The sequence below is a fragment of the Rhodococcus sp. NPDC057529 genome, from assembly GCF_042802055.1.
In the GTDB taxonomy this organism is placed as follows: Bacteria; Actinomycetota; Actinomycetes; order Mycobacteriales; family Mycobacteriaceae; genus Rhodococcus_F.
In genome coordinates, this window is sequence record NZ_JBHVEY010000013.1 from 20,586 (window position 1) to 41,570 (window position 20,985).

At 64.9% G+C, this 20,985-nt stretch carries 19 protein-coding genes; 11 read left to right on the forward strand and 8 right to left on the reverse strand.

What is annotated here, in order from left to right; genetic code table 11:
• Positions 1–266 precede the first annotated feature (266 nt).
• The 3 genes from ACFU5V_RS24705 (at position 267) to ACFU5V_RS24715 (ending at position 2,340) form a co-directional block, all read left to right on the forward strand.
• A complete protein-coding gene (locus ACFU5V_RS24705; protein ID WP_378702743.1) occupies positions 267–1,112 on the forward strand; it encodes an MBL fold metallo-hydrolase in 846 nt (281 codons plus the stop codon).
• 76 nt (positions 1,113–1,188) lie between these two features.
• On the forward strand, positions 1,189–1,938 hold the full coding sequence (locus ACFU5V_RS24710; protein WP_378702744.1) for an SDR family NAD(P)-dependent oxidoreductase: 750 nt from the start codon (positions 1,189–1,191) through the stop codon (positions 1,936–1,938).
• A gap of 36 nt (positions 1,939–1,974) precedes the next feature.
• Positions 1,975–2,340 (forward strand): EthD domain-containing protein, encoded by a 366-nt coding sequence (locus tag ACFU5V_RS24715; protein WP_378702745.1) that lies wholly within the window; start codon positions 1,975–1,977, stop codon positions 2,338–2,340.
• 734 nt (positions 2,341–3,074) lie between these two features.
• On the opposite strand, the gene ACFU5V_RS24720 is transcribed toward ACFU5V_RS24715, so the two are convergent.
• The 6 genes from ACFU5V_RS24720 to ACFU5V_RS24745 form a co-directional block, all read right to left on the reverse strand.
• Positions 3,075–4,034, reverse strand: coding sequence for an NAD-dependent epimerase/dehydratase family protein (locus tag ACFU5V_RS24720; protein ID WP_378702746.1), 960 nt, complete (start codon positions 4,032–4,034; stop codon positions 3,075–3,077).
• 387 nt (positions 4,035–4,421) lie between these two features.
• The gene (locus ACFU5V_RS24725; RefSeq protein WP_378702747.1) at positions 4,422–6,191 is read right to left on the reverse strand and encodes an FAD-binding protein; all 1,770 of its coding nucleotides are present in this window, start codon (positions 6,189–6,191) and stop codon (positions 4,422–4,424) included.
• Between the two features lie 149 nt (positions 6,192–6,340).
• Positions 6,341–7,099: an IclR family transcriptional regulator gene (locus tag ACFU5V_RS24730; RefSeq protein ID WP_378702748.1), complete on the reverse strand. Its 759-nt coding sequence runs from the start codon at positions 7,097–7,099 to the stop codon at positions 6,341–6,343.
• A gap of 14 nt (positions 7,100–7,113) precedes the next feature.
• Positions 7,114–8,088 (reverse strand): 3-carboxyethylcatechol 2,3-dioxygenase, encoded by a 975-nt coding sequence (locus ACFU5V_RS24735; protein ID WP_378702892.1) that lies wholly within the window; start codon positions 8,086–8,088, stop codon positions 7,114–7,116.
• A complete protein-coding gene (locus ACFU5V_RS24740; protein ID WP_378702749.1) occupies positions 8,066–9,757 on the reverse strand; it encodes a bifunctional 3-(3-hydroxy-phenyl)propionate/3-hydroxycinnamic acid hydroxylase in 1,692 nt (563 codons plus the stop codon). Before ACFU5V_RS24740 ends, ACFU5V_RS24735 begins: the two co-directional genes overlap by 23 nt.
• Entirely contained in the window at positions 9,754–10,617 is an 864-nt protein-coding gene (locus ACFU5V_RS24745) for an alpha/beta fold hydrolase (RefSeq protein WP_378702750.1), read from the reverse strand. Before ACFU5V_RS24745 ends, ACFU5V_RS24740 begins: the two co-directional genes overlap by 4 nt.
• Before the next feature lie 187 nt (positions 10,618–10,804).
• On the opposite strand from ACFU5V_RS24745, the gene ACFU5V_RS24750 reads away from it, so the two are divergent.
• Positions 10,805–11,500 (forward strand): IclR family transcriptional regulator, encoded by a 696-nt coding sequence (locus tag ACFU5V_RS24750; protein WP_378702751.1) that lies wholly within the window; start codon positions 10,805–10,807, stop codon positions 11,498–11,500.
• A 658-nt stretch (positions 11,501–12,158) separates the two neighbouring features.
• Complete coding sequence (locus ACFU5V_RS24755) at positions 12,159–12,944, forward strand: SDR family oxidoreductase (protein WP_378702752.1); 786 nt, start codon at positions 12,159–12,161, stop codon at positions 12,942–12,944.
• A 600-nt stretch (positions 12,945–13,544) separates the two neighbouring features.
• Here the strand turns inward: ACFU5V_RS24755 and ACFU5V_RS24760 are convergent.
• Together ACFU5V_RS24760 and ACFU5V_RS24765 are read right to left on the reverse strand one after the other, a co-directional pair.
• On the reverse strand, positions 13,545–14,183 hold the full coding sequence (locus ACFU5V_RS24760; protein ID WP_378434212.1) for a carboxymuconolactone decarboxylase family protein: 639 nt from the start codon (positions 14,181–14,183) through the stop codon (positions 13,545–13,547).
• A gap of 25 nt (positions 14,184–14,208) precedes the next feature.
• On the reverse strand, positions 14,209–14,775 hold the full coding sequence (locus tag ACFU5V_RS24765; RefSeq protein WP_206011107.1) for a VOC family protein: 567 nt from the start codon (positions 14,773–14,775) through the stop codon (positions 14,209–14,211).
• Between the two features lie 86 nt (positions 14,776–14,861).
• On the opposite strand from ACFU5V_RS24765, the gene ACFU5V_RS24770 reads away from it, so the two are divergent.
• The 6 genes from ACFU5V_RS24770 (at position 14,862) to ACFU5V_RS24795 (ending at position 20,845) form a co-directional block, all read left to right on the forward strand.
• Positions 14,862–15,497 carry a TetR/AcrR family transcriptional regulator gene (locus ACFU5V_RS24770; RefSeq protein ID WP_095863802.1) on the forward strand — a complete coding sequence of 212 codons (636 nt, stop codon included), beginning with the start codon at positions 14,862–14,864 and terminating at the stop codon, positions 15,495–15,497.
• Positions 15,498–15,645: 148 nt separating this feature from the next.
• Entirely contained in the window at positions 15,646–16,911 is a 1,266-nt protein-coding gene (locus ACFU5V_RS24775; protein WP_378702753.1) for a CaiB/BaiF CoA transferase family protein, read from the forward strand.
• Positions 16,908–17,831, forward strand: a complete 924-nt coding sequence (locus tag ACFU5V_RS24780) for a hydroxymethylglutaryl-CoA lyase (protein ID WP_378702754.1) — start codon at positions 16,908–16,910, stop codon at positions 17,829–17,831. Before ACFU5V_RS24775 ends, ACFU5V_RS24780 begins: the two co-directional genes overlap by 4 nt.
• A 77-nt stretch (positions 17,832–17,908) precedes the next feature.
• Positions 17,909–18,295: a nuclear transport factor 2 family protein gene (locus ACFU5V_RS24785; RefSeq protein WP_378702755.1), complete on the forward strand. Its 387-nt coding sequence runs from the start codon at positions 17,909–17,911 to the stop codon at positions 18,293–18,295.
• 1 nt (position 18,296) lies between these two features.
• Positions 18,297–19,481, forward strand: a complete 1,185-nt coding sequence (locus tag ACFU5V_RS24790; RefSeq protein WP_378702756.1) for an acyl-CoA dehydrogenase family protein — start codon at positions 18,297–18,299, stop codon at positions 19,479–19,481.
• On the forward strand, positions 19,472–20,845 hold the full coding sequence (locus tag ACFU5V_RS24795; RefSeq protein WP_378702757.1) for a phosphotransferase family protein: 1,374 nt from the start codon (positions 19,472–19,474) through the stop codon (positions 20,843–20,845). Before ACFU5V_RS24790 ends, ACFU5V_RS24795 begins: the two co-directional genes overlap by 10 nt.
• Positions 20,846–20,985 lie beyond the last annotated feature (140 nt).

A 20,985-nucleotide genomic window follows, 5' to 3' on the forward strand; every position in this document is an offset into this window, starting at 1 on the left:
CAAAACCAGTGAAATTCGTGACCCAGGGAATGGGACTCCTTTGTCGAAAGGGGGGGGAGGAAAAGGCCCGTGGGGGGGAAGCCGAAGCGGAAGACCTTCGCTCCCCCGCCCCACCACCAGGTGCAGTGCGATGTTTCAGCTACGTCGCACCGCTCCTCCGAGTCGACTGTTCCTACGCGCGCTCAGACATCTCAAACCCACCCTCGCGGCGAGCCGTAGGACTTCGCGGACCCGGATCGAACACTAACCCAACACCAGGAGTAGCCATGCAGATTGGCGACATGCGGATCGACAGCCTCATCGACGGCGAGGCCGTTTTGGCAAAAGATGGGTTGTATATCGGTGACGACGCCCCCACTGATGAGGACTGGGCACCGTACGCAGAGTACCTCGACCAGTGCACGGGTCACCAGATCAACACTGTCGGTTCGTATCTGATACGTTACGACGACAAAGTCGTCCTCCACGACGCGGGGATGGGACCCGGCCCGACACTCCCACCGTTTACGGGTGGAGGTCTCCGTTCGGCATTGTGGGCCCTCGACGTCAGTCCCCTCGACATCACGGACGTAATCTATTCCCACCTTCACATTGATCACATCGGATGGACCTCGATCAACGGGAAACCGTTCTTTCCCAACGCCACCATTCGTATTGATCGACGAGACTGGGAGCACTACTCTCGCGCCGACTACGAACTCGAGGACTGGGAGGTCGCGGTGACCCACACTGAGCGAGACCTTGTGTCGGTGCGATTCGCGCCGGTCCTCGACCGTATCGAGCTCTTCGAGGGAGACGCTGAGCTCCTGCCCGGTGTCGTAGCTCTCGAAGCGAGCGGACACACACCAGGCACGACTGTGATCGAGCTGAGTTCCCGGGGCGAGAAGGGTCTCTTGATCGGGGATCTAGTCCACACACAGGGCGAATTGATCGAAGGTTGGGATTTCGTAATGAACCATGATCACGCGAAGGCCTCCGAAGCAGTCGAGCGATTCCGAAAGTACATTTACGACAACAAACTCCCTTTCGCGGCGGCACATTTTCCGGGACTGAAATGGGGGCGCCTGAGGGCCGGCAGCAATGGATTCGGACTGACCTACGAAACCATCTGACCTGCTCATCTCTATAGTGCCCGTGGCCGGTCCGGAGTGATCGGCCCTGTGGGCTGACGATTGAACTGGAGCAAACATGTATTCAAGCCTTGTCGACCAGGTCTGCTGGGTCGCGGGTGGCGCAAACGGAATTGGGCGCGCCGTCGCGCTTGCGCTGTCTCGCAGCGGGGCGCGGGTGATGATTGCCGACCTCGACGAGTCTCGCGGCAGAGAGCTGGTAGGCGACATCACCGACAGCGGCGCAGAGGCCGACTTCGTTCAGGCCAGCGTCTTGGATGCCGATTCCATCGCCGCCAGCATCCTGGCAGCTGAGACCCATTTCGGACGCTTGGACGTTGTCGTCAACTCGGCAGGCGTCACGACCGACGGACAGCCAGACGACTTCGAACGCAATATCGACATGTTTCTGCTCGGCGTCTGGCGCGGAATGAACGCGGGTTTGGACGTACTGCGGCGGCACGGCGGTGGGAGCGTGATAAACATCGCGTCAATTGCCGGCGTCACCGGATCGATCGGCCCCGCCGGATATGGTCCCGCCAAGCACGGAGTTGTCGGAGCTACGAAGGACGCCGCATTGAAATATGCCAAACACGGCATTCGCGTCAACGCTGTCTGTCCTGGCTATGTCGAAACGCAGATGACAGAACGAAATCGATCGACCACAGCGGAGAGCGACTATCTCATCAACCAGACACTTCGGGTGCCGATGGGGCGCTGGGGGCAGCCTTCGGAAATCGGCTCTGTAGTTGCATTTCTAGCCTCGGACGAGGCGTCCTTCATAACGGGTCAGGCGATCGTTGTCGACGGCGGCCTCACGGCCCGCTAATCATGTGTCGTAAGTGAAACTGGAGGAGAAGAATTCATGATCAAGATGGTTGCTCTGATGAAACGGCGGGCCGATTTGACGCTCGACGAGTTCATCGAGAGATACGAGAACGGACATGCGCCTTTCGCTGACAAGCACCTTCCTACCGCCCGCCATTACCAGCGACGATATATCCAGCCTCTCGGCAACCCGATCGACGGTAGCAACTACGAACCTGATTTCGACGTCGTGACTGAAATTTGGTTCGATGATCAGTCAGCGCTCGAGGAGGCTTTGGGGAGAATTAGCGAACCCGAGGTCGCCGCTCTGTTTGCAGCGGATGAGGAGGAACTCTTCGACCGTGTCGCACATCGCCTCTTCACCGTCGCTCACGAGTCACGTACAGACCGCCCGTCGGCGTAAATCGAGAAAGCATCGCTTGCATCAAACGTTCTTTCCGCGATTCGACGGCGTCGCAGCCTATCGAGAACTCGCGCCGTAGGTGGATTCGGAAGCAGACTCGTCGAGATCCTTTGCGCATCCATTAGCGATCGCGTGCCTATGATTTCCACCCGAAGTGGCCGACCTGGACGCACAGTCCGGTCGGCCACTGGCGTGTGCGGACTCGCCGGGATCCCTGGTCACCGGCGGCATCCACCCCGCCGTCTCAAGACCAGTGCGGGAGCCCGGACCTCTCAACCCGCACTGCTTGCCGGCGTGATTGCGTTCACATGGCGTCCCGCCGCCGTCCGATGACCGCTCGCGCGGCTCAAACAGCAACCGTCGGTCTGATCTCCACCGGTATGCGAAATCGTCGGTAATCCGTGCGTCGGCAATCAGTCGGCTCTCACTGTGGCGAACCTTCGGCTTTTCGCGAACAGACCTCGACGCTCCCGGAACCGTCTCAGGTCCATTCCGGCAGTGAACGGAGTCCCGAACCAGTCGCGTGTCGGGTACGTGGATGTAGCCGCGCGACTGCGGGTGATACGGCGGCGAACTCGCCCGATCCGGCCTTGGGTGCGTTGTTTAGAGATACCCGAACAGCGCGACCGGGCACCGTGCGGTGCCCGGTCGCGCTGTTCGGAACGATGTAGCGCTCTTTTCTGGATTCGCGGAACCCAATGTGCGTAGAGCGCACAAAGAGGTAGAGGATCGGGCTACCCGTGTGCGGCCCAGGAGTAGCCCTGTACCTCGCCGCGTGCTTTCGCGGTGTCGTATGCATCCTTGTAGGAGCCATGCCGGATGTCCTCGATGACGTCGACGTGCGCCGGCGTCCACCCAAGTTCGGTGCGTGTGCGGGGCGACCGGATGCGGCTGTTCACCGCGAGTCCGAGGTCCACCCAAGGTGCGCCCCAGAGTTCGACTGCTTGACCATAGTCGAGACTACGGGTGGGGCAGCCGGTAACCTCGCCGACCGCCTCGGCGATTGCTCGGAAGTTCACTTCTCCGGCCACCAAGTGGTAGACGGCACCGGGGGTCCCCTTCTCGAACGCCAGGTACGAGACTGTGGCGACATCGTCGACGTGTACGTGGGAGTACAGGTTCAGCCCCTGACCGAGATAGCAGACCGTCCCGGTCTTGCGGGCAGACTCGAAGAACTGTGGAATCTGGATACTGCCGGCCCGGCCCCAGATGAGTGGAGGACGGATGATGAAAGTCCGCAGTCCTTCGGATGCAGCGTCGGTCAGCAAACGTTCCGTTGTGATCCGAATCTTTCGATTTCGCAGGGCCGGGAACGGGAAGGGGTCGTCTTCCGCCGCTGTGTAGTCGTTCCAGGCTCCATCGCGGGCTGCAGTAGAGACCACTCCGGACCCCGAAATGAATACCAGAGATCGACCCGGCCGGGTGAATGCGGTGAGCAGTTCTTGGATGACGTCCTTTTCATCCTCGAATGGGACCGTTGCAGCGAAGACCAGTACGTCGAAGTCGTCGACAGTTGCTGCGAGTTTCTCGAGTTCAGCCAGATCCCCTTCGACCGGGATAACACCGGCGGCGGAGAGTACCTCCTTACTCTTCTGGCTACGTGCCAGGCCATAGGTCTCATGTCCGTGCGACCTGAACTCTTGCGCGATGCGTGATCCGACGTAGCCGGTCGCGCCGATGACCAATGTCTTCACTGGGGGACCTCGCTTGGTGAGTGGGGGCGTGTGAGTCCGCCGCCGACGGCGCGGCTGTTGCCTCTGATCATCACTTTCGTCGTCCTTTCATGGGTGTGGGTACGAGTTGGTGCGGGACTTGGGCGATCATGTTGACGACCACATCGCGTCGAAGATCTCGAGCTGTGAAGACATCGACGGCGAAGTCGAGATCTGTTCGCTCGACTTCGAAGTGCGTGGCCCCTCAGTGAAACTAGTTACGTTCACATCGATCCAGTAGCGGCGGTCACGTATTTCGAATGGTACGACGGACCGTGGTGACCCAGTTTGTATGTGCACGAGCAGCGAGCCCGTGGCCGCGACGGCGCGGGCGACAGGGCCGCGCGGAGCCCGGTCGGAATGGCGCGGTCATTGCGTGGGAGCCTCGGCGGCTGTGTGCCCTCGATTCGCAAGATCGTCGTCGAACGCCGCAACAGTCTCCCCGATGTGCTTGGCCGCAATGAAGCCGAATGTCATCGCCGGGCCGATCGTTGCGCCCGCACCCGCATAGCTGCGACCCATCACGCTGGCCGCAGTGTTTCCCGTGGCGTAGAGGCCCCGCAGGGCATCGCCGTCCCGGCCAAGGACCCGAGCATGCTCGTCGGTGACCAGTCCGCCATTGGTGCCGAGGTCACCCGGAACGATACGAAATGCATAGAACGGTGACTTGTCGACGACGGCGAGATTGGGATTGGGGAGTGTGGAATCTCCGTAGTAATTGTCGTAGGCGCTTTCCCCTCGATGGAAGTCTTCGTCGATCGCGTTACGCGCCATCATGTTGAAGCGGTCCGCAGTCCGCTGCAATTCCTCGGCCGGCACGCCGATCTCCTGTGCGAGTTCGGTCCAAGTGTTGCCGGATTTGACGACACCGGAGTTCAGCCAGGCCTGTGGGACCTTACGTCCGGTGGGCACCGGCGCTCCTGGAATTTTCGGCAACGGCAGGTGGCCGGCGAACACGTAGCGGCGCCAGGATCTCGTGTCGATAATCAGCCAGGATGGAATATGGGTTGCGCCGGTTCGCTGACCGGCTATGACCGCATGTCCAAAATCGGTGTACGGCGCGGCCTCATTGACGAAACGTTTCCCGGCCCCGTTGACCACGAACTGTCCGGGGATCATTCGTTCGTTCAGCATGAACTGCAGCCGCCCATCGGGCCAGGCAATTGCCGGAAACCACCAGGCCTCATCCATGAGATCGACGGCCGCGCCGATTTTCTCCCCCGCCTTGATACCGTCGCCGGTCGATGCGGGGTTACCCAGGCTCCAGTCGTCGTCGATGACTGGTTCGTACTGCATACGCATCGGCAAGTCGTGGTCGAACCCTCCCGTAGCGAGGACCACGCCACCGCGTGCGCGTACTGCGACGGTGTGTCCGTCCTTTTCGATCTCGGCCCCGACCACTGTCCCGGTCTCGTCTTGCACGAGAGCAACCATCGGCGAATTGAGCCAGATGTCGATGCCCTGTTCGCGCATGGCCAGAAACAACCGGGCCACCAACGACTGCCCTATGGCAACCATCCGCTCTCCGGTGACGCGAGCGCGGAGCATTCGCCAGGCGAGCCGCAACAGGACCGCTTTACCTCGCCAAGACTGGCGAATCCGATAGAAGTCATGAAGCTCTTTCGGCCCGAGCCAGATCCCACGAGGAGCCAAGGCCAGCGGCTTGATCAGCGCAGCCTCATCGTCGCCCAATTGGCGCAGATCGATCGGCGGCACGTTAACGGTACAGCCGAGGGCGCTTCCGCCGGGAAGGTCCGGATAATAGTCGGGATATCCTGGCTTCCAGACAAATTCTATCTGATCGCTCAGCTGTTCGAGGAAGTCGATCATCTTGGGAGTTTGATCGACATACGCCTGCAAACGCTCCTTGGTGACCAATCCGGCGGTGATCGTCTCGAGATACTCGAGAACGTCCTCAGGTCTGCCGGTGTATCCGTCACGAAGCAAGGCGTCTGCACCCGGCGCCCAGATCCCGCCCCCGGACAATGCGGTCGTTCCACCGAAGACTGATGCCTTCTCGACCAGCAGCGTCTCGAGACCTGCCGCCTTGGCTGTCAAGGCGGCGGTCATACCACCACCACCGGAGCCGATTACGAGAATGTCGACGGTTGTGTCGAAATTCCTTTGAGACGTTTTCACAGAACACTCCTAGACGAAAGATCGGAAGGTGACGTCGCCAATCAGTGCGACGGGTTTCGCTGTGCAGCATCGGTGCATGATCGGTGCCGGCGTCGGTTGGACAGGGTGACGATTCGGCTCACCCACCGAACGGATGGTGTCGGTGGGCCTCATACTGCACCCGCGACAGCATGTTCCGACGTGAACAAACTTCGCGATATCCCCATTGCTGCCCTCTGTACACTGCGGCGTAACACAACCGGGTGCTGTCGAAACTGGGATGCTGGGGCGCTGATGCTTATCGCGGCCTGCACGACGCCCTGAGTGTCTCTGATCGGTGCGGCCACGCAACATATCTTCGAGGCGGACTCCTCCAAGTCGTAGCTACACCCTCGCAGCCGCACCGCACCGAGCTCGGCGCGCAGTTGCGGCTTCGAGGTGATGGTCCTCGACGTGCATCGAGTCAGCCCGTGCCGTTCGACGAGGGCGTCTGCCTGGCCCTCGTCGAGGTTTGCCAGCAGCACCTTTCCCAGCGCGGTGCAGTGCGCCGGGGCGGCCAACCCGACCGCCGACGCGGTGAATTCGGGCCGCCGGCAACCGGTGACCTTGTCGAGGTAGATCACATCGTGTTCGCGGAGCGCGGCGATATGGATGGTGGCGTTGAGTTGATCGGCGATCTGTTGGGTGCGGCTGCGGGCCGCACCCAAGAAGTCGGTGCTCTCCAGCAGTGTTCGGTTCAACTCCAAGATCCGCCATCCCAGTCGGTACCGCCCGTCGGGGATTCGGCGCACGAGGCCTATCTGGTTGAGTGTGCTCAGTAGAGCGTGAGCGCTGGACTTGGGAATGTGCAACTCGCTGGCCACCTCACTTACTCCCCATTCGGGCAGCCCTGATGTGAACAGGCCGAGGACCTTTCCAGCCTTGCTCACGGTACCGAGCATCACTAGTTCACCTCCCCGGCCTGCGTGGTGTCCCACTCTCCGACGGGCTTCATCGACACCCCCGTCGGCCGCGCAGTCGTGACCGCGAAGCCGGCGATGAACTCGGGGATGGCGCGGTAGTACTGTGATGTCACCTCATACCCGCCGGCAGCAGCGAGCGCGGCGAACGCGGCCACCCACGTGCGTACCTCATGCGCCGAGCCCCCTGCCTGTTCCTCGATCCATTTGTTGCTCCAAGAGTCGACGACCTCCAAATTCCCGGTGGCGAGCAGGTCGAGCAGAGCACGATCCCACACGGGGTTCAGGGGCCGGAGATTGTCCGTGCCGGCCGCGAAGTCGTTCGCAGCGGCGATCACCCGGTCGGTTCGCTCCTGGCGCTGTGTGCTCGTCATCGCGTTGCCTGTGATCAGGCGTTCGGCGACCTCGGCGGGGGCGCTTGCAAGCGTAGGGACTGGCGCGTCATGCGACAGGCCACCGGATCCGATCAAAAGAATCCTCTCCGGCCGGCGTGCAAGGTACTCGCCTATCGCCTCTCCCAGTCGACGAGCCCGGGCGATGGGTCCGAGCGGCGCCGCGACCGAGTTCACGAAGATTGGCACCACGGGCTTCGCGCGAAGACCACCGAGAACCTTCTCCAACGGTTGTACCGCGCCATGATCGACTTCCATCTTCAGCGACACGGCCAGGTCGATCCCGGCGTCGAGTGCGCTTTGAGCGCATCCCTCTGCGAGCTCTCGTGGCACATCGAATTCGCCCGCCTCGGTGCCGTAGTCGCCGATTCCAGACGCCTCGTACCCGATGCAGAATTGCGGCATCAATTTGTAGAAGAAACCGTTGTAGTGGTCCGGCGCGAAGAGCACCACTACGTCCGGGTCGAATGCGGCCGCGAAGTTTCGCGCTTGTGACAGGGCGAGGTTGACCTCGGCGAGTAGGTCGGGCTTGGGTGTCGAGATGTCAAGCAGTGGGCTGTGCGACAGGCAGCAGAGCGCTAGGGGCATGGCGGACTCCGGTGGTAAGTGAAAGCGCTGTGGTCAAAGAACGAGAAAGGCTAGCGGTGTTCTGCGCGATGCAGGCACCCGCCACGCACCGGTCCGGCCGCAGGAAGAGCGTTGACTCCTCGTGTTCGTCGAACCATGCCTTGAGTGCACCGGAGCGGTCACCGACGATCTCGACGTCCGGGTGATCCTGGTCCGGCCAATTCAGCTGTGTGTTGGGTCGGAAGGAGATGAATTGGGCGCCCAGCCGTTTCCAGACCTCGAATTGCTCGGGTCCGAGCAGGGCCACAGGATCGTTGTTCCAGCTCGCGATGGCGAACCACGGCCCCAACACGTCGTCGAGCCGAACGTCTTCGCGCAGCCGTGTATCGACTTTGGGTTGAATGAACAATCGCCCCACCGGTGAGGTCCGCGCGTCGGTGCCAGGCGCATGGACCACCGCGCCGCGTTCGTATCGCGGCATCGGCTTGAATCGCATCTCCATGATGTAGCGCTTGAGCGCCGGAACGTTGGACAATGCGCCGAACACCAGATCCCGGGCGAGGGCGACTGTCCTGTTGGTTGGCGAGATGATCTTTCCGACCCTGGTCGACAGGTCGATCATGGCGCTGGCATGCCCCCGACGCTCGACGTCGTATGTGTCCAGCAATGTGTCCTCAGCAACGCCGTTGATCACCGCGGCGAGCTTCCACCCCAGATTCACCGCATCACGGATCCCGCTGTTGTAGCCCTGGCCCTGCCACACGGGCATCAGGTGTGCCGCGTCGCCGGCGAGGAAGACTCGTCCCTTCCGAAAGGCGCCCGCGATGCGCGAGTGGTGGGTATAAACGCGCTGGCGGATGATGTCCAGATCTGAAGTGTTGGGCACGAAGGGCGCAAGCATCGCCTGGACGAATTCCGGGTCTTCGGCGCGCTCGTCCGATTCACCGGGCAGGACCATGAACTCGAAGCGGCGGATCCCATGGGCGATAGACACCGACACGTACGGCCTCTTCGGGTCCGCCCCAACGTAAATGTTGGGTGCACCGAGCGGGTCGTTGCGTATGTCGATCACCAACCATCTCGTCGAAGAGGTAGTTCCGTCGAACGAGGCACCCATCAAGTGTCGTGTTGCACTGCGACCGCCATCACACCCGATGAGGTACCTGGCGTCGACCACCGACGTGCCGCCGCCTTCGTCCTCGACTGTTGCGGCGATGCCGCCGGAGGTCTCGCTGAATGACTCCAGTCGACGTGACCACTGGACGTCGACCTTCTCGTAGCGTTCCAGACCCTTCAGCAGTTCGGCGTCCACCAACGGCTGTACGAATCCGTTGCGGCGTGGCCATCCGAACGGCTCGCCGGTCGGTGCGATCTCGGCGATCACCCCGCCCTTGCCGTTGACGAACCGCATGATCTGGTTCGGCACCGTGTGGGGCAGGATGCCCTCGGCGAGGCCGATGCCCTGGAAGCCACGCAGGGACTCGTCGTCCAGGCCGACGCCGCGCGGGTAGTCGATCAGTTCTGAGCGACTGTCGATCACCCGGGTACGAACACCGTGGCCACCGAGAATGTTTGCCATCGTCAGACCGACGGGTCCGGCGCCGACGATCAGGACGTCGACCGAATCACGATCACGTGTGCGCAGCGGTCGTACCACTTTCACGGTCACGGCCGGACCCCACGCAGGAAGTCGACGTGCAGCCGGTCGAATGCACTCGCGTCCTCGTACTGCGGCCAATGACCGCATCCATCCATCACCACGAACTGCGCGCCAGGAATCATGGACGCGATGCGCCGGCCCTCGGTAACATCGGCGGTCGGATCGTCGCTGGTCCACAGCACCATGGTCGGTGCCGTGATTCGGCCGTAGTCCCCGGCGGAGAGCAGATTTCGCTCCCGGATGACGGGGTCCTGAAGGGCGAGGCTGTCACTCATCGCTGCCGGGTAGTTCGCCTGCTGATAGACCTTCAGTCGGCTCGCGACGATGTCGTCGTAGGTCTTGGACTTGTCCGCCATCAGCCACACGATCCGTGCGGCCACCTTGTCCCAGCTCGGGTCGGTCGCTGCATCCATCGACAAGGTACGGATGCGGTTCATGACCACAGGGTCTGCCTGCGATCCTCCTGCAGTGTTGAGGACCAAGCGCTCGACGCGCTCTGGGTGGTCGATCGCGGCGCGTGCGACGACCCACCCGCCGAGCGATTCTCCGCTCAGGTGAGCGCGGGGGGCTCCGATCGCGTCGAGGACCGACATCAGATGCTGGACGTAGTGTTTGATCTCGATGGGATGACCGGGCTTGTCGGTGTATCCGTGCCCGAGCATGTCAATCGCCCACGTCGAGAAGTGCTTGGCGTGTGCCTCCATGTTCCGGACATACGCCTCGGCGTGTCCTCCTGAGCCATGGAGGAGAACCAATGCCGGTTTGCTCCAATCCCCCGCGTGCAGATACCGGGTCCGCACGCCGTCCGCAACTAGATACCCCTGCTCGAACGGCACACCCTGAAGGTCGCTCCAGATGCTCTCGTGCATGTCCTCGGTCCTCACATCCTGTTGTGTAAATAACGCACTACTACGTGCGACATGTGACTATCCTCATGAGTGGCCACCCTTGTGTCAAGGGCCATTCGGATACGGCTCGGGTTCGAGACGAGGTGCGCCGCCTCCATGGCCGGTATGCATCTGCCGGTCGCGGGAGAGGCGCTGTACCGTTGGCGACGTGACCGAGGACTCCCCCAACGACAGCGCCCGGCCGCCCGGGACGCAAACTCTTGCCCGTGGTCTCACGGCCCTGCAGACAGTCGCCGCCTCGGATGGGCTCAGCGTCCAGCAGATAGCGGACGAGCTGCAGGTCCATCGGACCGTTGCTTATCGACTCCTCATGACACTCAACCAATTTGGCCTTGTGTCGCGAGGCGAGGATGGACAGTATCGGTCCGGCGCCGGCCTGGTCGCGCTCGGCAACTCGTTCGATCGTCATGTACGCAGCATCAGTCTGCCCATCTTGCGAGGCCTTGCGGACGAATTGGGCGCGACGGTCTCACTTCTCGTAGCCGAGGGAGACGAAGCAGTCGCGATCGCCGTGATAGTGCCGACTGCCGTCTCTTATCACTTGTCCTTTCTGGAGGGAAGCCGCACACCGCTCGATCGCGGCGCTGCCGGGGTGGTCCTGTCTGCGACGCTTCCTCCTCGACCCGACGAACGACAAGAGATCACCGAAGCCCGCACGGCGGGCTGGGCCACATCGTTCGGCGAGATCGAACCGGACACCTACGGGCTCGCTGTGCCGATACGTCGACCGCAGCCCGGACCCCCCACGTGCATCAACCTGATCACTCACCGTGCCGATGTCATCGAACGCAGCCGCGACGCTGTGATCAAGGCAGCGGAGAGAGTTTCGGCAGCAATCCGATAGCTGATGATTCGTCAATCCTGACGCCGGCGGCGGGACACCCTCGCGGGGCCCGCCCAGGACCTCGGACATACGTAGCCGAACAGTCGTGAACTTCTCCGCTGTGGGCCGGTAGCCCACGACGGTCGATAGTCACCATCTCTTCGGTCAGATTGATGCTTCAAGCCAATCTCTCTGCACACCAGAGCTCTTCGAGATGTACCGGGTGTTGGATACGGCGCCGTTGCACCGTCTGCGGATCGGCCTGGAAACGTCGCCGATCGGATACTCGCCCGGCGAATCCAGCTCCCAGTCGCCCCTAGACATTCGGCACTCGGATCGGGGCGGTCCAGACCAGTTTTGAGTGCCAACCACGGTCACGGTCGATATACGCGGAAGGTACCTGTTTTCCGTCAGCCTCCGCCGTGACAGCCCACGCACTCGGTGAAATGGGCCCGCCTGCTCACGTCGAAGGCGTTAGGGGTGGACGTGTCGGGCGGCCCACTGTGCTCTGACGGCGGCCAACCCTTGCCCCGCCACGACGACTGTAGAAGCATTTCCATAGGCGGATACCGACCCGCGACTCGAGGTCGCGCGGTGCCGGACTGCGAGGTGCTCTCCCCGACCGCGCCGACATGATCGATCGGCGTGAGAGCGCCACGCGTGCGAATCCCGGTGATCGGTGGCCGACGCTACCGATCGGAGAAATCGTGACCAGCGAAACCACACCCGCCTCCATCCAACGCGAACCGGAGCTGGCCGGACAGACCGTCGTCCTCATCGGCGGCAGCGCAGGCATCGGGCTCGAGACAGCGCGACGCGCCCGGATGGAGGGTGCCGACGTCATCCTCGCCGGGCGCAACCCGACCGGCTCGAGGCTGCAGCGGCAGACGTCGGCACGCAGCGCACCGCAGCGTTCGACGCCAACGACCCGATCGCATTGCGGAGGTTCTTCGAGGACCTGCCGACACGGATCGACCATGTGCTGGTGACGGCAGGCGGCCCGCGTTACGCTCCCCTGCTCGAGATGGACGCGGACGAGGTGCGCCGGCAGCTTACCGCGCACATAATGCTGGGGCTCGAGGTCGCACGCAATGCGGCGAACAAGATGCGGCCCGGGGGCACGCTGCTGTTCATGGGCGGCACCGGCGGCCGGCGCATCGGTCACGGCCTGGGGATCGCCTCCGCCGCCACTGCCGCACTGCCCCCGTTCACGGCGGCCCTCGCTCTCGAGCTCGCGCCGGTTCGCGTCAACCTCATCGCCGCGGGCTTCGTCGACACCCCGCTGTCGGCATCGCTGCTCGGCGATCGGCTCGACGAACGGCGGAACAAGTTGCGGACGAAGCTTCCGATCGGCCGGGTCGTCGGCCCTACCGACGTCGCAGCCCTCGCCGTGCACATCATGAGCAACACGGCGCTCACCGGCGCGACGTACGACATCGACGGCGGCCAGCAGTTCGTCTTCTGACGACCGCACGACGCCAGACGCAGCGATTCGCACGACCTGTTCGATCGATCCCCGACACATCGCGAGAGTAAACCCCTGAGCACCAACGAATTTCACACCGACAAGGCAACCAGCACCACGAATGTCCCGACCGTCGACATGAAGCTGGAGGTCGTCGTCCTCCCCGTCTCGGACGTCGACCACGCCACCGAGTTCTACACCAGACTCAGCTGGCGACAGGACGTCACACCGCCCGACTCCGGTGTCGTCGAGTTCACTCCGCCCGGCTCCGACGCCTCGATTCATTTCGGCACAGACCTCACCGCGGCCGCACCCGGTTCGGCCAAGGGATATCTCATCGTTTCCGACATCGAGGTCACCCGTGACCAGCTGGTCGCTGCCGGCGTCGCGGTGAGCGTATTCCACCGCGGCGCGGACGGGCCTGCAGACGGGCCGGACCCCGACCGCCGCAGCTACTCCTCGCTGGCGTCGTTCAGCGACCCCGACGTCAATTCATGGCTGCTGCAGGAGGTCACCACCAGGCTTCCCGGGCGGATCGACACGGCCATGACGTCGTTCGGCTCCGCACGCGACCGGGCGACCGCGCTCCGGCGCGCGGTGTCATTCTCCGGACAGGTCGGCCGAAAGGTCACGGACCTCGACGCCGGCGGGAATCTCGACCTCGGCGATCAACTCCGGCCGGTCGTCGAATTCGAGGCGGAGGGCCCGGCACATCGTGGCGTGCATGTCGTAGAGGGTGGTGATGTACGTCAGCTGCAGAATTTCGGGATCCGTCAGGTGGGCTTTCAGGACCGCGAACACCTCGTCCGGCACCCGGCCGCCGTCGTAGACGAGGCCGTCGGTGTAGGCCAGGACCGCCCGCTCGAGTGCGGAGAAGCAGTCGCTGACCTGCCAGTGCGGAAGGGCCGCGATCTTGTCCTCCGGCGCCCCGAGGGATCGCATCTGCTTGCAGTGCTGGGAGAAGACGAACTGGCTTCCGCGTGCGTACCCGGCCCTGGCCTGCCCCAGTTCACGCAACAGGGGGTCCAGGGTGACGTTGCGGTAGAGCGAGAATCCGCGGACGGCGTGCCGGAACACGTCCGGTGACTGGGCGAACACGGTCCACCAGTCGCCGGGGGTGGCGTGGATGGTGCCGTGATCGACGGCGGGATCCTTGTCGGGTCCGAACAGTCGGTCGTAGAAGAAGAGGATCTTCTCGTCGGTGACTTCGGCGCGGGGTACCTCACGGAGACGGGGCACGGCTCTTCCTTTCGGGCGGTGGCGGTCAGGATGCGGTGGGTACGCGCCGGTCGGCGGCGGTCTTCGGTTCGTGTGAGACGTCGGCTTCGGTGAAGGTTCGCGTCCAGCAGGCGAATTCGAGCAGTACGCCGTCCGGGTCCTGGAAGTAGAACGAGCGCACGAAGGTGCCCGGGTGCACGTGCCGGGACACGCCGGCGGAGCTGTCGTCGTGGTTGAGGACCCGACTGACCTTGATCCCCTCGGCCTGCATGCGGGTGTAGTACTCGTCGAACTGTTCCGGGGGCACCGCGAACGCGACGTGATTCATCGACCCGACCGCACTCGCGAGTTCACCCTCGTCGGGGAGCCCCTTGGGGGCGGCGAGACCGGGCGCGGCCTCGGGGGAATCGGCCAGCCAGAAGAACGCGATGGTGTTGCCGTTGCCGCAGTCGAAGAAGAAGTGCTGGCCCAGATCCCCCGGCAACTCGATGGTCTTGATCAGGGGCATGCCCAGGACGCCCGAGTAGAAATCGATGGTGCGTTGCATGTCCGAGCACACCAGCGCAAGGTGGTTGATACCCCGAAGTTCGTACTTGGAGTTCGGATTGCTCATGGCGGTCCTTCCGATGTGGTGAAGTCGTCGCGAGAAGGGAACAAAAATGACTTGACAGTCATGTCATCTATTGGGAGAGTTTGTCCGTGAGCAAGTCATCTGTCAATACCCCGTCCACGCCGGCCACGGTCGACACCCTGACCGCGCGTGGCCGCAAGACACGCGACGCACTGCTCGACGCCGCCCGGAAGGTGTTCGAGACGGTCGGATTCCCCGACACCCGGGTCGAACACATCGCCCAGGAGGCGAACGTCTCCTACGGCACCTTCTACCGCTACTTCGAGTCGAAGGAAGAAGTGTTCCGGGAGCTGAGCACCCGATTGTTCGAGGACATGCACCGCCGGGAGCCGACCGACGGCGACCTGTCTCCGGCGGAGAAACTGGTCGCGTCGAACCGCTCGTACTACCAGTCCTACCGCCGGAACGCCCCGCTGATGGCGATCGTCGAACAGGTCGCGACGTTCAACGACGAATTCCGCGAACTCCGTCACGAGCACCGCCGTCAGTTGATCGACCGGACCTCTCGCGCGATCGCACGCTGGCAGCAGGACGGACTGGTCACCGCCACCCTCGACCCGGTGCTGGCCGCCCGCGCGATGGCCGCCATGGTCGACCACACTTTGTACCTGTGGTTGATCCAGGGTGACGACGCCGACGAGGCGGCCCTGCTCGACACCCTCGACCAGATGTGCCTCGGCGCACTCGGTCTCGACCGGAACTGAGCGCCGCGCGCTCCCCCGCCGAGAACGGTGCCGGGTCACGATCCCGACGGTGCGCTTCCTGCACACCCCTCACCATCGACTGAGCAACGGCCGACCGATCGATCTCGTCGACCCGGCCGTTGTTCCGATCTCCCCGAAGGCACGCACAATGACAACGCACTCACCGTTCGCGTCCGCTACCACCGACACACCGCAGGGAGCGCTCGACGGCCTGCGGGTACTCGAACTGGGCACCCTCATCGCAGGCCCGTACTGCGGACGCCTCCTCGGTGACATGGGCGCCGACGTCATCAAGATCGAAGCCCCCGATCGTCCCGACCCCCTGCGGGACTGGGGCCAGGCCGAGGGCGGGCACCAATACTTCTGGTCGGTGCACGCCCGCAACAAACGGTGCGTGAACCTCGACCTGCGCACCGAGGACGGCCGGCGGATCTTCCTCGACCTCGTCGCCACCGCCGATGTCGTCGTCGAGAGCTTCCGGCCCGGCACCCTCGAGCGCTGGGGCGTCGGCTACGACGTCCTCCGGGAAATTTCCCCGCGGCTGGTCCTGGCCCGGGTCTCCGGTTACGGCCAGACCGGTCCGTACGCCGCGCGTCCCGGATACGCGTCGGTGGCCGAGGGCATCAGCGGCTTGCGGCACCTCAACGGATTTCCCGGCCAGGCGCCCCCGCGGATCGCGCTCTCGCTCGGCGACAGCCTCGCCGGGATGTTCGCCTTCCAGGGTGTCCTCGCCGCGCTCATCGCGCGCGAACGCACCGGACGGGGACAGATCGTCGATGCCGCGCTCACCGAGGCCGCACTCGCCATCCAGGAGTCCACCGTTCCCGACTACCACAAGACCGGTCACGTCCGGCAACCCTCCGGCACCCGCCTCGACCGCGTCGCACCGTCCAATCTGTATCGCACGCAGGACGGACTGTGGGTGATCATCGCGGCCAACCAGGACACGCTGTTCGCGCGTCTGTCCGCTGCGATGGGCCGCCCCGACCTCGCCACCGATCCGCGCTACGCCACCCACACCGCGCGCGGGGATCACCAGGACGAGCTCGACACCCTGATCGCCGAGTGGGCGGCAGGCTTCCCCGCCGCGGAGCTGATCGAACTGCTGACCAAGTTCGAGGTGGTCACGGGCCCGGTCAACACGGTCGCCGAGGTGATGGCCGATCCGCAGTTCAACGCCCGCGAGATCTTCGTCGACCACGTCGACCCCTCCCTCGGGCCCGGCGACACCGGTTTCGATCCGGAGCCGGTCAAGGGAGTCGGGGTGATCCCGAAACTCAGTGAGACCGCGGGCGGGGTCCGCTGGGGCGGGCCCAGCCGCCCGGGCACCCACACCGACGAGGTGCTCACCGAAATCCTCGGCTACGACGCCGAACGCCTCGCCGCGTTGCGCGATCAGGGCACGATCTCGTGACCGCGACTCCACCGGAGGTCGACATCCGGGAGGTCGGGCCCCGCGACGGACTGCAGATCGAGAAGCCCATTCCCACCGCCGCCAAGCTGGAGCTGATCGACGCGCTCGCCGCGACCGGTGTCCGGCGCATCGAGGTCACGTCCTTCGTCTCCCCGCGGGCCGTCCCGGCGCTGGCCGACGCCGAGGCCGTCGCCGCCCAACTCGGCCGCTGGCCACACGTCACGTTCTCGGCGCTGGTTGCCGGACTCGGCGGCGTCAAGCGAGCACTCGCAGCGGGTCTGACCCGCCTCGAGTACGTCGTCTCCGCGTCCGACGGGCACAGCCGGGCCAACGTCGGCCGCAGCAGCGAGGAGTCGATCGCGCTGATCACCCCCGTCGCCGAACTGATTCACCAGACGGGCGGCACACTCGAAGTGATCGTCGCCATCGCCTTCGACTGCCCGTTCGACGGGCCCACCCCACCGGACCGCGTGGCCGACATCGCGCGGCGTGCAGTCCTTTCGGGTGCGGATGCGGTGTCGGTCGCCGACACAATCGGGACCGCGACGCCGCTGCGCACCACCGACGTGCTCACCCGGGTGCGCGCCGCCATCCCGGGCGTCGACCTCGGCCTGCACCTGCACGACACCCGCGGCCAAGGCCTGGCGAACGCGTGGGCCGCATACACCTCGGGCATCCGACAGTTCGACGCCTCCGTCGGCGGGCTCGGTGGGTGCCCCTTCGCGCCGGGTGCGAGCGGCAACGTCGCCACCGAGGAACTGGTCTACATGTTCGAAGGCGGCGGCATCACCACCGGAATCGACATCGACATCGAACTCGACGCCGCTCGACTGGCCGAGCGCCTGCTCGGCAATTCACTCACAAGCAGACTGCTCTCGGCCGGGCGCCGACCGGTTCCCACCGGCACCGCCTGCAATTGACCACTTCGCTGCCGACACCGCGACGGAGCACTCCGCCGCTCCGCAGGCAGCACCACACGGAAGAGACGAATTTTCCCATGAACGAGCTGGCTGATCGCTTCTTCGCCGCCGTCGGTGACGGCGACGACACGACACTGACCGAGCTGTACGCACCGGACGCGCGGATCTGGCACAACGACGACGGACGCGAACAAACGGTCACCGAGAACCTGAGGGTGCTGCGCTGGCTCTCGCGCACACTCGAGGACCTGCGCTACGAGGACATCCGCCGCCACGAGTTGCCGGACGGCTTTGCCCAGCAGCACGTCCTGCGCGCCACGCTACCCGGCCACGGACCGCTGGAGGTGCCTGCGTGCCTGTTCGTCCGCGTCGACGACGGCCGGATCACCCGCATCGACGAGTACGTCGACTCCGCCGCCACCCTGCCCCTGCGCGCGCAGGCCGGCCGGCGACGGGAGCGCTGACATGTCCGGAACCCGTTCCGCCGTCCCGCTCGCCGAACTGTGCGCGCGGATGCGCTCGTTCATCGACGACGCCGTCATCCCCGCCGAACCCGTCCTGGTGAACGAGGACGGCCCCGCTCACGTGGCCATCGCCGAATTGCGTGCGAGAGCCAAGGAACTCGGCTTGTGGGCGCTCGGCCATCCTGCCGAACTCGGCGGCGGCGGTGTCCCGTTCCTCGACTTCGTCCATCTCAACGAGATCATCGGACGCTCGGAGTTCGGCCAGTTGGCCGTCGGCTCGGTGTCCATGCAGGACACCCTGATGCTGCACAAACACGGCACTCCCGAGCAGCGGCAGCGGTGGATTCCCCCGCTGGTCGCCGGGGAGTTCCTGCCGTCCGTCGGATTGACCGAGCCGGAGGCGGCGGGTTCCGATCCCACCCTCATCGAGACACGCGCCGAACTCGACGGCGACACCTGGATCATCAACGGACACAAATGGTTCACCACCGGAGTCAAGGACGCCGGCTACTGCTCGGTCTTCGCCCGGACCGAACCCGACACCGCCCCGAGGCACGAGCGCATCAGCGCGATCATCGTGCCGACCGACACCCCCGGATTCGAGATCGTCCGGTCGATCCCGACGATGGGGCACGACCCGAGCGATCATTACGAGGTCCGGATCACCGATGTGCGCGTCCCCGCCGCCAATCTCCTCGGCGAACGCGGCAGGGGCTTCGTGGTGGCCCAGGACCGGCTCGGCCCCGGCCGGATATTCCATTGCATGCGGTGGCTCGGACAGGCTCAGCGCGCATACGAGTTGATGTGTGCCCGCGCGAACACCCGCTACGCCCACGGCTCGCTGCTCGCGGAGAAGGGCGAGGTGCACCGCTACATCGCCGAATCCGCCGCCCAGATCCATGCCGCCCGGCTCATGACTCTCGATGCCGCCCGCGCGATGGACGCCGGGGAGGACGCCCGCGTACGCATCGGGCTGGTGAAATTCTGGGGCGCCCGCATGCTCCACGACGTCGTGGATCGGGCCATCCAGATTCACGGGGCGCTCGGCCTGACCGCCGATACCCCACTCGAGCGGATGTACCGGCAGGCGCGGTACGCCCGCATCTACGACGGTCCCGACGAAGTGCACCGCATGTCGACCGCCCGCCGGTTGCTGCGCGATCCCGAGGCTGCCCCATGGCGATGACCGACGCTCCCGCAGCCCTCGCGGACGGCATCCGCGCCGTCCTGACCGCCGCCTACGGCATGGACGCCACGGTCGGGGAACCCCGGCAGCTGACCGGCGGCGCCAGCCGGCAGGTGTGGGCCGTCGACGCCGACGGCCCGGACGGGAAACCCCTGCCCATCGTGCTGCGCCGCGACCCGCCCGGGCACGGCGACGCCGCCCGGATGCGCGCGGAGGTGGCGTGCCTGCGGGCCACTGCCGCCGCGGGAGTGCCGGTGCCCACCGTCCTCGCTTCCGGGGACACCGCGCCCGGCATCGACGCCCCGTACCTGATCATGAACAAGGTGGAGGGCGAATCGCTCCCCCGGAAACTGCAGCGGGACCTCGCCTTCGACGAGGTGCGCAACCGTCTCGCCGAGGACATGGGTTTCGTCCTCGGCCTGATCCACCGCACTCCCCTGGACTCTCTCGCCGTGCTCGACGCCACCGACCCGGTGGACGCGCTCAAGGCCACCTATCGTGACCTCGGCGAACCCCGGCCCGCGGTCGAGGTGGGTCTGCGGTGGCTGCGTGACCACCGTCCGCCGTCGCGACCGAGGGCTCTGGTACACGGCGACTTCCGGATCGGGAACCTTCTCGTCGACGGAACGGGAATCCGCGGGGTGCTCGATTGGGAACTCGCCCACCTCGGTGATCCCGTCGAGGACCTCGGCTGGCTGTGCGTGCGGGCGTGGCGGTTCGGCGCGAACGCGCCGGTCGCGGGGATCGGCACCCGCGACCAGCTCCTGGACGGCTACGAGAAGGCCACCGGGACGAGGCCGTCGTTGCCCGAACTGCATTGGTGGGAAACCTTCGGAACCGTGAGATGGTTGGTGCTGAGCAGGTTTCAGGCCGAACGTCACCTCGGCGGGGCCGAGCGGTCCCTCGAGCTGGCGGCCATCGGACGCCGGGTCTGCGAATCCGAATACGACCTGCTCGACGTTCTCGGACTGCTCGACGCCGCCGCACCCGCTCCCCCGCCGGCGCCACCCGGGCGCACCGTGCACGACAGGCCCAGTGTCCCGGAGATCCTCGACCTCGTGGCCGGCACTTTGACCGACGACCTCGGACCGGCACTCGACGGAACGCACGAGCGGGAGCGGTATCTCCTGCGGATCTGCGTCAACCTCCTGCGCACCGCGGGGCGCGAACTCGACGCCGGGAACGGCGCCGACGCCCTGCTCGACGGCGCCCTCGGTGCGCTCGGATGCACGTCCGAGGCCGAGCTTGCCGCACGGATTCGCGAGGGGACGCTCGACTACCTCGACGACGGCGTACGCCGGGCGATCTCGATCGCCGTTGTGGCCCGCCTGCGGGTGGCCAACCCCCGGCACATGAACGCATAGCCTCGAAAGACGGGAAGTGGGGGGGGGAGTTATTCCCCGGGGACCTCCCCTTTTTGGCCCACCACCAACCCCCCACCGGAGGAGAACAAACCCCCTTGATCCTTCTTTGCCCCAAAAGCAGCCCGCCCTTTTTTGGGCGC

What these genes read in the sequence shown, in the direction of transcription:
- ACFU5V_RS24705 (WP_378702743.1), top strand. Translation starts at nt 267, where the DNA reads ATGCAGATTGGCGACATGCGGATCGACAGCCTCATCGACGGCGAGGCC.
- ACFU5V_RS24790 (WP_378702756.1), top strand. Translation starts at nt 18,297, where the DNA reads ATGTCCGGAACCCGTTCCGCCGTCCCGCTCGCCGAACTGTGCGCGCGG.
- ACFU5V_RS24775 (WP_378702753.1), top strand. Translation starts at nt 15,646, where the DNA reads ATGACAACGCACTCACCGTTCGCGTCCGCTACCACCGACACACCGCAG.
- ACFU5V_RS24715 (WP_378702745.1), top strand. Translation starts at nt 1,975, where the DNA reads ATGATCAAGATGGTTGCTCTGATGAAACGGCGGGCCGATTTGACGCTC.
- ACFU5V_RS24765 (WP_206011107.1), bottom strand. Translation starts at nt 14,775, where the DNA reads ATGAGCAATCCGAACTCCAAGTACGAACTTCGGGGTATCAACCACCTT.
- ACFU5V_RS24795 (WP_378702757.1), top strand. Translation starts at nt 19,472, where the DNA reads ATGGCGATGACCGACGCTCCCGCAGCCCTCGCGGACGGCATCCGCGCC.
- ACFU5V_RS24745 (WP_378702750.1), bottom strand. Translation starts at nt 10,617, where the DNA reads ATGCACGAGAGCATCTGGAGCGACCTTCAGGGTGTGCCGTTCGAGCAG.
- ACFU5V_RS24710 (WP_378702744.1), top strand. Translation starts at nt 1,189, where the DNA reads ATGTATTCAAGCCTTGTCGACCAGGTCTGCTGGGTCGCGGGTGGCGCA.
- ACFU5V_RS24785 (WP_378702755.1), top strand. Translation starts at nt 17,909, where the DNA reads ATGAACGAGCTGGCTGATCGCTTCTTCGCCGCCGTCGGTGACGGCGAC.